The following is an 11,145-nucleotide window of genomic DNA, read 5'->3' on the forward strand; positions in this document are numbered from 1 at the left end:
AACAGCCACCTCAATAGCAAAAGCCCCGCAGTCGGAGCGGACTGCGGGGCTCATGAAGAGAGGCTAGTTTGTGGGCGCTTTGCCTAGCGCCCACGAGAGAGGCAACAGAGTAGAGACTACTCGTGAATGCGGGTACCGGAGAGGCCAGCCATGGTCTCGGCGGCCTTGTCCAGAGCGCCGATGATGCAGGTGCGGCCCTTGCGGGAACGGGCGAACTTGATGGCAGCGCGAACCTTGGGCTCCATGGAACCCTTGCCGAACTGGCCCTCGTCGGCCAGGCGCTCGGCCTCGTCGGCGGTGAGGTCCTCGAGCTCCTCCTGGTTGGGCTTGCCAAAGTTGATGGCGACATGCTCAACGGCGGTCAGCAGGAACAGAACGTCGGCGTCGCAGTCCTCGGCCAGCAGCTCGCCGCCCAGGTCCTTGTCGATGACGGCGGGAACGCCCTTGTAGCAGCCCTTGTTCTCGTAGTCGCGGACGACGGGGATGCCGCCGCCACCGCAGGCGATGACGATGAACTCGTTGTCGAGCAGGTTGAGGATGGAGTCGGCCTCGACGATCTTCTTGGGATCGGGGGAAGCGACGACGCGACGCCAGCCGCGGCCGGAATCCTCGACGAAGACCTTGGAGGGATCCTCGGCCATGAACTCCTTGGCCTGCTCCTCGGTGTAGAAGGGGCCAATCGGCTTGGTCGGGTTCTTGAACGCGGGATCGTCGGGATCGCACTCGATCTGGGTAACGACGGTGGCGGCGTGCCAACGCTTATAGCGCTTGTGCATCTCGCGGCCGATGCCCTGCTGCAGGTGATAACCAATGTAGCCCTGGGACATGGCGCCGCACTCGGGCAGCGGCATCTCGGGGGTACCGATGGCATCGTGGGCAGCGGCGAAGGCGTTCTGGATCATGCCGACCTGCGGGCCGTTGCCGTGGGTGATGATGATCTCATTGCCCTGCTCGATGAGACCGAGGAGAGCGTGGGCGGTGTTGCTCACGGCCTCGATCTGCTCGACGGGGTTGTTGCCGAGGGCGTTGCCGCCAAGGGCGACGACAATACGATCGGGCTTGCCAAGAGGCTTAGACATTGCTGGAATCCTTTCTGTAAAAGGCCTACAACCCATTAATAACCCGCGTCCGTGCGATACGCGAGTTTATTAAGGTTTATATTCTCTTTATCGCTCATTTTATTCATTTTGAAAATAGTGGAACGGTGAACGGTCGTTTTTGTCCGCTCAGCGTACAGAACTCCAGCTCAGACATATCTACGTAATTTACGTGCGACTTTATTTAAATGAAGCGAGGATTATGTCGGATTATGCAAGCTACATCTCTGCTAAACACAAAACGGACAGCGCAATATCTTACTCGCGCTATACGAGATTCTATGCACTTATAAGTCGAGTATGCACCCCTGCAAAAACAAGGGGCTTTTCATCCAGCAAAAGGAATAAAGAAGCGCTCCGAAAAGGCGGCAACAGCCAAGTCCCCCATCCATCCCCAAAGTGGCGCGAGGTTTCGCGGCAAAGCCGCGAAACAGCGAAAGGGACGGAATACCCGGCCAACTACGTCCTTCATCCGCCCACACAATCTGAGGACGTAGTCGTAGCAGGATCTGAGGGCTAACCTTCGCGGGCACTCCGCAGGACGAAAGAACCCCCGCCGCACGTAGTGCGCAGCAGGGGTTCTTTCATGTCCGAGGACGTCCGCGAAGGTTAGCCCTCAGATCCTGCGGTGGGAGACTTAGGCCTCGTTGTACACCGTCTTGAGCTTCAGCAGGTGCTGATAGCGGTCCATAGCGGCCTGCTCATTCTCCTTGAAGAGCTCCTCGGCGCGCTCGGGGAAGGAACGCGTCAGCGAAGCGTAACGGGCCTCGTTCATCAGGAACTCCTGATAACCGCCCGCGGGCTCCTTGGAATCGAGCGAGAACTTCTTGCCGGCAGCAGCCTCGGGGTTGAAGCGGAAGAGGTTCCAGTAACCGCACTCGACAGCCTTCTTCATCTCGGCCTGGCAGTTCTGCATGCCACCCTTCTTGATGGAGTGCATCTCGCAGGGGCTGTAGCCGATGATGAGGGACGGACCGTCGTAGGCCTCGGCCTCGTGGATGGCCTTGAGGGTCTGAGCCGGGTTGGCGCCCATGGCGACCTGCGCCACGTAGACGTAGCCGTAGCTCATGGCAATCTCGGCCAGGGACTTCTTCTTGGTCACCTTACCGGCAGCGGCGAACTGAGCGACCTGGCCCAGGTTCGAGGCCTTGGAGGCCTGACCACCAGTGTTGGAGTAGACCTCGGTGTCGAAGACGAAGACGTTGACGTTGTGGCCGGAAGCCAGGACGTGGTCCAAGCCACCGAAGCCGATGTCGTAGGCCCAACCGTCGCCGCCGAAGATCCAGAAGGACTTCTTGGTGAGGTAAGCCTTGTCGGCGAGGATCGCCTTGGAGGCGTCGCAGCCGCACTTCTCGAGCTCGGCAACGTAGGCGGCGGCAGCGGTCTTAGAGGCCTCGGCGTCGTTGACGGAGTCGATCCAAGCCTGGCCGGCGGCCTTGAGCTCGTCGGACGGACCGTCAGCGGCGATGATCTCCTGCGTAGCAGCGATCAGCTTCTTCTGAACGGCCTCGTAGCCAACGGCCATGCCCAGACCGTGCTCGGCATTGTCCTCGAACAGGGAGTTGTTCCACGCCGGGCCGTGACCGTCCTTGTCCTTGCAGTAAGGAGCGGTGGCAGCGGGGTTGCCCCAAATGGAGGAGCAGCCGGTGGCGTTGGAAATGAACATGCGGTCGCCGGCGACCTGGGTCACCAGACGTGCATAGGCGGTCTCGGCGCAGCCGGCGCAGGAGCCGGAGAACTCCAGGTAGGGCTGCTTAAACTGGCTGCCCTTGACGTTGGCCGCGATGAGCTCCTTCTTCTCGGAGACGTTCTCGACCATGTAGTCCCAAACGGGCTGCTGGTCCATCTCCTGCTCGGTGGGAACCATCTCGAGGGCGCCCTTGGGGCAAACCTTGACGCAGTTGGTGCAACCCATGCAGTCGAGCGGGGACACGGCCATGGTGAACTTCATGCCCTTGGCCTTGGGGCCCATGGCGTCGAGCGTGCGGGTAGCCTCGGGCGCGGCGGCAGCCTCGTCCTCGGTCATCGCGAACGGACGGATGGTGGCATGCGGGCACACGTAGGCGCACTGGTTGCACTGGATGCACTTGGTCTCGTCCCAATGGGGAACGACCACGGCGACGCCGCGCTTCTCGTATGCGGAGGCGCCCAGCTCAAACTGGCCGTCGGCGCAACCGACGAAGGCGGAAACGGGCAGGCTGTCGCCATCCATGCGATCGATGGGCTCGAGCAGGTTCTTGACCTGCTGGGCGATAGCGGACTTGGTCTCCTCGGAGAGCTCGACGGGAGCGGCATCCTCGGCAGTTGCCCAGTCGGCCGGAACCTCGAACTTACGGAAGGCGGTAGCGCCGGCATCGATGGCCTTGTGGTTGGCATCGACGATGGCCTGGCCCTTCTTCATGTAGGACTTGGTGGCCGCGTCCTTCATGTACTGCAGAGCGTCCTCGGCGGGCAAGACCTTGGCCAGCGCGAAGAAGGCGGACTGGAGCACCGTGTTGGTGCGCTTGCCCATGCCGACCTTGGCGGCCAGGTCGATAGCGTCGATCAGGTAGACGTTGACGTTGTTGTTGGCGATGTAGCGCTTGGCCACGGCGGGCATGTGCTCGGCGAACTCCTCGTCGCTCCACTGGCAGTTGACCAGGAAGGTGCCACCCGGCTTGACGTCGCGGACCATCTTGAAGCCCTTGACGATGTAGCTGGGGTTGTGGCAGGCGACAAAGTCGGCCTTGGTCACGTAGTACGGCGAACGGATCGGGGAATCACCAAAGCGCAGGTGCGAAACGGTGACGCCGCCGGTCTTCTTGGAGTCGTACTGGAAGTAGGCCTGAACGTACTTGTCGGTGTGATCGCCGATGATCTTGATCGAGTTCTTGTTGGCGCCGACGGTACCGTCGCCACCCAGACCCCAGAACTTGCACTCGATGGTGCCGGGGGCTGCGGTGTTGGGCGCATCCTCGGCCTCGGGCAGGCTCAGGTTGGTCACGTCATCGACAATGCCGATGGTGAACTCGCGCTTGGGCTCGTCCTTCTTGAGCTCCTCGAAGACAGCGAACGCGGACGCGGGAGGCGTGTCCTTGCTGCCCAGGCCATAACGGCCGCCGACGACCTTGATGCCCGTCTTGCCGGCCTCGTAGAGAGCGGAGACGACGTCCTGGTAGAGCGGCTCGCCGATGGAACCCGGCTCCTTGGTGCGGTCCATGACGGCGATCTTCTGGACAGTCTCGGGGAGAACGTCGACGAAGTGCTTGATGGAGAACGGACGGAACAGGCGAACCTTGACCAGGCCGACCTTCTCGCCGTGAGCGTTGAGGTAGTCGATGACTTCCTCGAGCACGTCGCAGAAGGAGCCCATGCACACGACGACGCGGTCGGCATCGGGAGCGCCGTAGTAGTTGAACAGGCCGTAATCGGTGCCGAGCTTCTCGTTGATCTTCTTCATGTAGCCCTCGACGACGGCGGGAAGCTCGTCGTAGACCTTGTTGCAGGCCTCGCGGTTCTGGAAGAAGATATCGCCGTTCTCGTGGCTGCCGCGGGTGTGCGGGTGCTCAGGGTTGAGCGCGTGGTCGCGGAAAGCCTGGACGGCGTCCATGTCGCACATCTCGGCCAGATCCTTGTAGTCCCACATGGCGACCTTCTGGATCTCGTGGCTGGTGCGGAAGCCGTCGAAGAAGTTAAGGAACGGGGTCTTGCCCTCGATGGCGGCAAGGTGAGCCACCGGCGAGAGGTCCATGACCTCCTGGACGTTGCCCTCGGCGAGCATGGCGAAGCCGGTCTGGCGGCAGGCCATGACGTCGGAGTGATCACCGAAGATGTTCAGGGCGTGCGAAGCGACGCAACGCGCGGAGACGTGGAAAACGCCCGGGAGCTGCTCGCCCGCGATCTTGTACATGTTCGGGATCATCAGGAGCAGACCCTGAGAAGCCGTGTAGGTGGTGGTCAGAGCACCGGCGCCCAGCGAACCGTGAACGGTACCGGCTGCACCTGCCTCGGACTCCATCTCGACGACCTTGACCGGGGTGCCGAAGATGTTCTTGCGACCCTGGGCCGCCCACTGGTCGACATGGTCGGCCATCGGGCTGGACGGCGTAATGGGATAAATTCCCGCTACCTCGGTGTACGCATACGAAACATATGCGGCCGCCTCGTTGCCGTCCATAGACTTAAACTTACGCGCCATATACCCCTCTCCTCTCATATAGGTATACAGACCCCGGCGATCGCCGGGATGTTGGCGTGATGGGATTTACGCTGTTGCTTCCAATCATCTGGCAGGCAGGCTCAGCAGCAGGTACGTGGCGTGGAGAGAAGACATGCCGAGGCGAGGGGCAGCTGATGCTCCCCACAGACCCGACCGCCCGTCTTGCACATGACCGAGCGCCGCAAAGGCCGCATGCCGGATGCTCCCGGGCACGCCCCGGCGATGGGAAGCGCCCGCAACGGAAATCCGCATGCGGGTTTATTGTACCCCGCCGTCAGGCCATATTTCGGCAAATATAGGTGGGCGGTAGAGGTTTACCTTAGGTGACTGCCAAGGGCCAAAATGGTCCCTCCATCCCCGGGCGACTGGCTCTGACGCGCCAAGGAGTGTCCCCAAGTACCGGCAGGAAAGGAACGTCCCTAACTGCCGGCTAGAGGGCGCCGAGCAGGATGGCGTAGGTGGTGGATTCGCCGAGTTTGAGCTCGTCGCCGGGGTTGAGCTGGGCGGAGCGGCCGGGCTCTACTTGAATACACACACTCGTGGCCCCGTTTACCACCACGGTGCCGTTAGTGGACGACAGGTCCTCGACAAACCATGCGCCAGACTCGTCGCACCAGATATGGGCATGGCGGGCCGAGACGTCGTCGGTGATGCCGCCCTCCCCCGTTGCCAGCGCGCCGATCTCAACGCCTTCCTCACTCGGCTGAATCCAGCGCGGGACGCTCACCACGTAGCCGTTTTGCACGCACAGCAGTCCCAGCGGATGCGCCGGCGCGACCTCGTGCTCGCCCGCGACCGAAGATGTGCTCAGCGAGCGCGGCGTCGACGTGTCGCCGCCACGGGTCGCATGAGCGCGGCGGCTCGCCCGACTTGGAACTAAGGCGGGCGTGAGAGCAAACGGCATAGGGAACGAATCTTGCGGATGTACTCCTCGACGTCAGGCAGGTAAGCCCCACGAAGTCACCGGGGAGGCCCAAGCGGCCCGGCACCACTTCCAGATTCTGACCAGGGCGAGTCGTTCGCCGGTGGCTGAAGGCTCGCTCCCACCCAAAAGGGGAGATTCGCGTTGTTCCCCAATCGCTCTCGCATCTTTCATTTTGCTCGAGGTGGGCTATAAAAACTTTCCTGGTGAAAGGCGGCGATTGGTTTCCTTTCTTTCTAGAGGAGCGCGCCTGTAATCTGTTTTCATCCTAAATCAAGTTAAGATCGGACCTTCCAGAGGCAAGTCGACTCAAACTGCGAGGCTCCATGTTGGAATAAAGAGCGCTGTCGAAGTGCCAACAACACAAAGCTTGCCAGTCTCAAATAGAACCTTTTGGGAGTCCGATTGGGCCGCACACCGAATCCCCGCTGGTGGTTTTTTATAGCTGCGCAACAATAAACAAGGTTAGTGCCAGTCCAGCATGAAATTGAGGAACGTATGCATTTTTTCTCAGTAAGTGATCGTCGTTACTGCTTCGATGAGGTCACTCGCAATTGCTTTCAGGTTGACCAAGCGTCAGAAGATGCGCTTCGCATATTTGAAGCATCGGGAAGAACGGTCAACTCGAAGTTGCTAACAAAGTCACTTGCTGCGAAAGGCTACGACCAAACGACCATAGCAGAACTTGAAGACGACATTGATGAGTATCAACGATTGTCTGAGCGGACTTTCTTAACAAAAGACACGCCTCGAAAACTTAGATCCATCGAACTCCACGTTTCACATGCATGCAACCTTGGTTGTAGTTACTGTTTTGCCGGTAAAGGAGATTATGGAACGTCTCCTCTGCTGATGACAGACGAGATAGCCTTCAAGGCGGTCGACTACCTCGTCGCAAGTTCATCGGAAAACGAAACGCTTGCGATCGTCTTTTTTGGTGGGGAACCCATGATTAACGAGCCGCTGATATGGAAAACGGTCGACTATTCAAAAAGAATATACCCCAATAGAAACTTTACCTATTCTATTACGACCAACGGAACGCTTTTGAATGACACTGCTGTGAATTCTTTCAAGGAGCACGGGTTTTCTGTTCTGATTAGTCTCGATGGTACAGGATGCAAGCACGATGCATCGCGCCCGTACAAGACGGGAGGCGGCTCTTTCTCCGATATCGACAAAAACGTTCGTCGTTTTTCCGAGTCGTTCCCCTTCGGCGCAAGAGCGACCTTAACAAATAATAACTGTAACCTTGTTGAAGACTATCTTCAGTTTAAAGAGATGGGCTTCAGAAGGATTTACTTCTCGCCCGTGAGCTCATTCGATGAGAATATCAAACTCGACGAACACTCATTAAACAAAATCAGGGCGGGCCTAATAGATTTGGCGGATCAATATCTCAAACAGATTGATCAAGGGGAAAAGCCCTTGTTTAGAACATTGAAAACTGCAGTTGATTTGATCATGAGCAACAGGATCGCCTTTGTCGGATGCGGGGCTGGCAGGCGTTTTATTTCCGTGACTCCCGAAGGGGACGTATACCCCTGTCACAGGTTTGTCGGGATGATGCGATTCAAAATGGGCAACATCGTCACCGGAATTGACGAAACTAGGTATATTGAAAACTGGAGTCAGGGTGTCGAAAAAAGAATTGACTGTACGGACTGTTGGGCTCGGTCTTTCTGTGGTGGGGGCTGTAGCTGGGAGGCTGCAGACGAGCACGGCTACTTGCCCAAGAGTCTACACCCTGCATCATGTGAATATAGAAAAATGTGCTACGAGATGGCTTTTGACCTTATTTCCCGCCACTCATCTTCGCAGGAGAAAAATCAACGAGAAGCTACTGTATCGGAATAAGCGGTTCAGCGCATTGCTGTCACCATTGTGGAGGTGTTCGTTCTTCTGATTACCGTCTGCGAAGCTTATTGCTACGTTCGCCGAAACCATTCTAGAAATATGGTGAACTAGACATCTTGGTTTGTTATACACAATATTGAGGTTTTTCTGCACTCAAAGGGAGGTAGTCGTGAAGCATATTCATCCGATTAATCCAGGAAGTGGCGACGAGGCAGGCGTGAAGCCGATGTCTTTTGACTGCCTCTTGGGCATTACTGACATCTGTACTGTTTATGATAAAGCAGATGGCTGTGGTGCATACGATTACTGCGACTATGACATGGATGGCGGCAGCATCTGCGTTGTAGATCACTGTGGCATTGATCAAACGTAGTCTCTAATTGGATTAAGGTGAGGAGCTGTTATGAAGCATATCCATCCTGTTGGTTCAAATGAACATCCTCCCGTTGAGCCTTGTTGTCTTGGAGTTGATATATGCAATTTTTACGACATCGCCGAGTGCCCTGTTGCGGATTGGTGCTATGTCGATAAAGAATCAAGCTGTGTTTTGCCAGCAGATTGGTGCGATCCAGTTGACGAGTAGTTTTGTGGCTAGGAACTATTTGGTCCAATTCAGAATAAGATGGGAACAAATACCAAAATCTCGTGTCTGGGAGGAGTTATGCCATTATTACAAGGTCTCGTTGGATTAGCCTTTATATTTGCGTTATATCTGGCACCTTTTTTAATTCTATTCTTCATTATCCGACTCTTTCTTCGGAGAAAATAGGAGTGTCACGCAAACATTAGCGTAGCTTTCTTCCAATATGAGCCGAGCATTGGCAAGTGGAATAAGAAGCCCGACCGTTCGCCACATGAAAGTGATCGGACGGGCTTCTCTATTTAACCCGGGCCGCCACCCATAGCGGCTTTCCAAGCGTATTCTCAGTGCAAAGCAATCGTCAGTTTAATCCTATGCGCTGATACCGCATTTCATTTGTTCGGCTCGAATTCTACGGCCTGGCAACCCTCGCACTCTCCGGCAAATGGATTGAACGCGAAGGCAGAGATGATGTGTGCGTGGACATCGAGGCTGCTGTAGGCAACATACTGGGACATGGACCCCCGCTGCGCGTGGTATGCGGCCCGGCATATTCATTGCCGTCCAACCCCGTGTAGTTGCAGCAAAGGGTGGAACCTCAATGCTCAGCTCATGTTGTCCGTGGGACACGAGAATCGTAAGTACACTTTGGTGCGATTCTCACGCTGATACTGAGCCACCTGGAATAAGATACGTCGCGACAACACTTCGCTTCACCTCTGTCTCGACAAGATGACGTAGACTAAAGTTTCCTTTAGTAAGAGAACGAGAACTATATCTGAAAGCGTTGCGATGGCGTGAAGGCACCGAGTCCGAACCGCCTGAATGCTACGTGCATCTGCATCGCCTTTTTGTTATCTCTGCCAGTTGGGTAGCACTACACTTGTCATCATTTACCCTGGTACATGCTGCCTAAATCCACTACCCCTTCTACCGCGCCGACCATCTCGTCATCGTGAGAGACAACGATGATCAGCTGGCTTTGCTTGTTGCGCTTAACATAGGCCGCAAGCTCGGCGCGGCTTACAGCGTCTAACCCAGTCGTGGGCTCGTCGAGTACCAAAACTGACGACTTGCGTGAAATCGCCGACCATAAGTACACTCGGCGCAGCTCACCGCCCGAAAGCGCGGAGCAACGTTTCCCGAGCAACTCCTTCACGCTGTTTTCCAGCGAAAGTAGGCCATCTACACCCCGGTGATAGGAAGAAAAGGGCGTGTCGAAATACTCTAACAGCTCTTTCACCGTTTCGTCCGGCGCGAAGCACGACTGTGGGCAGCACGATATCTCTCTCGCACGTATGTAATCCAAGTCGCATTCTTCGATTGGCACGCCGTTGTATTTTACTTTGCCTTTCGATGAGTATAGCCCGAGCATCAAGTAAAGAAGTGACGTCTTGCCTCTTCCGTTTTCCCCAACTATGCAATATGTACCAGGACCGGAAAACTTGAAAGAAAACCCGCCGAGGACCTCTCGGACAGATCCGTCTGGAAGGGCAACCGAGAATTCCAAATCAGATACCGAAATGTCATTTATTTCATCGAGTTTAGCTAAATCGGTCCGATTCCACCCCGATCTCTCCTTTTCTCTCGTCGCGATAGCCGTCCTATCCCATGATGCTTTGGCATCTTGATAGGATTTGAACAATGACATCATACTTTTCAAAGTCTTAAAGAGAACCGCGAAGTATGTACCGATGATAGTGTACTCGCCTATTGACATAGCTCCGTTAATGATTCGTACTCCGGAAACAACAAGTATCACCGCTTGAAACAACGCTGCGAAAAGACCATCGAGCGATGTCAGAGAATATGATAGCTTTCCGGAGCGCAAAACTTTGGGAAAATAGCTCTTAAACCCAGCGTCGAGCGCTTGTTCGCTCTTGCCGTACGAAGATGTCAGTTGAATGTTGAGAATCTGATTAAGCTGCGATGCAATTGCGGCGTAAAAGGCGCTGTCCGCCTCTTTCTTCTCATACGTGACCCTATACAAAAGTTTCCTCAACCCAGTAATTACACAGAAATACACGATGAGGAGAATGATGGAAAACACCGCGAGAGTTGAATCAATTGACCATATGATAAGCAATACGATGGGAATGGCTACAATGGACAGCGGCGCACTGATAAAATTCGCCAAAACGAAGGATGAGACCACGCTGGAGTCGGAAATAATCCGTTGCGTTGTATAGGCTGGATCGATGGTCCGACTCACCAAGTAATCGTCTCTTTCAAAACGCAAGACGGCCTCCCTGAGAAGATCAAAGGAAAGTCTCGTGGTTATGCGAATGGAAAGTGTTCCTGCAAAATAAGTAAAGAGGGTGGAGAAAACTCCTATTGACGCAACCAGGAGCGCGAAGAGTACGGCGTCTCTTTCGCTGCGGTTACCGAGAAGAAAATCTAAGAATTTCCCGTTCACGTATGGCATGGCATAGGAGAGAGCGGTTCCAATCACCGTGATAGCAATGAAGACGAAAGCCCCTTTTGCTCTGAT

Annotated in this window: 7 protein-coding genes; 3 read left to right on the plus strand and 4 right to left on the minus strand. The window is 55.8% G+C overall.

Features of this window, described 5'->3' with window-relative positions:
* Positions 1-116: 116 nt before the first annotated feature.
* The 3 genes from arcC to ARB25_RS01365 form a co-directional block, all read right to left on the minus strand.
* On the minus strand, positions 117-1,079 hold the full coding sequence (arcC, locus tag ARB25_RS01355) for a carbamate kinase (RefSeq protein ID WP_006235166.1): 963 nt from the start codon (positions 1,077-1,079) through the stop codon (positions 117-119).
* 655 nt (positions 1,080-1,734) lie between these two features.
* A complete protein-coding gene (nifJ, locus tag ARB25_RS01360; protein ID WP_055285288.1) occupies positions 1,735-5,274 on the minus strand; it encodes a pyruvate:ferredoxin (flavodoxin) oxidoreductase in 3,540 nt (1,179 codons plus the stop codon).
* Positions 5,275-5,725: 451 nt separating this feature from the next.
* Positions 5,726-6,199, minus strand: coding sequence for an FHA domain-containing protein (locus ARB25_RS01365; protein WP_055285289.1), 474 nt, complete (start codon positions 6,197-6,199; stop codon positions 5,726-5,728).
* A gap of 516 nt (positions 6,200-6,715) precedes the next feature.
* On the opposite strand from ARB25_RS01365, the gene ARB25_RS01370 reads away from it, so the two are divergent.
* The 3 genes from ARB25_RS01370 to ARB25_RS09900 all read left to right on the plus strand — a co-directional run bounded on the left by ARB25_RS01370 (position 6,716) and on the right by ARB25_RS09900 (position 8,657).
* The gene (locus ARB25_RS01370; protein WP_082421808.1) at positions 6,716-8,074 is read left to right on the plus strand and encodes a radical SAM/SPASM domain-containing protein; all 1,359 of its coding nucleotides are present in this window, start codon (positions 6,716-6,718) and stop codon (positions 8,072-8,074) included.
* Positions 8,075-8,243: 169 nt separating this feature from the next.
* The gene (locus ARB25_RS09895) at positions 8,244-8,447 is read left to right on the plus strand and encodes a hypothetical protein (protein WP_124785779.1); all 204 of its coding nucleotides are present in this window, start codon (positions 8,244-8,246) and stop codon (positions 8,445-8,447) included.
* Between the two features lie 30 nt (positions 8,448-8,477).
* Positions 8,478-8,657, plus strand: a complete 180-nt coding sequence (locus tag ARB25_RS09900; RefSeq protein ID WP_147324165.1) for a hypothetical protein — start codon at positions 8,478-8,480, stop codon at positions 8,655-8,657.
* Between the two features lie 886 nt (positions 8,658-9,543).
* Here ARB25_RS09900 and ARB25_RS01380 read toward each other — a convergent pair.
* A partial coding sequence (locus tag ARB25_RS01380; RefSeq protein WP_055285291.1) for an ATP-binding cassette domain-containing protein occupies positions 9,544-11,145 on the minus strand: 1,602 nt, incomplete at its 5' end.

Source organism: Collinsella aerofaciens (assembly GCF_001405375.1).
Classification (GTDB): Bacteria; Actinomycetota; Coriobacteriia; order Coriobacteriales; family Coriobacteriaceae; genus Collinsella; species Collinsella aerofaciens_F.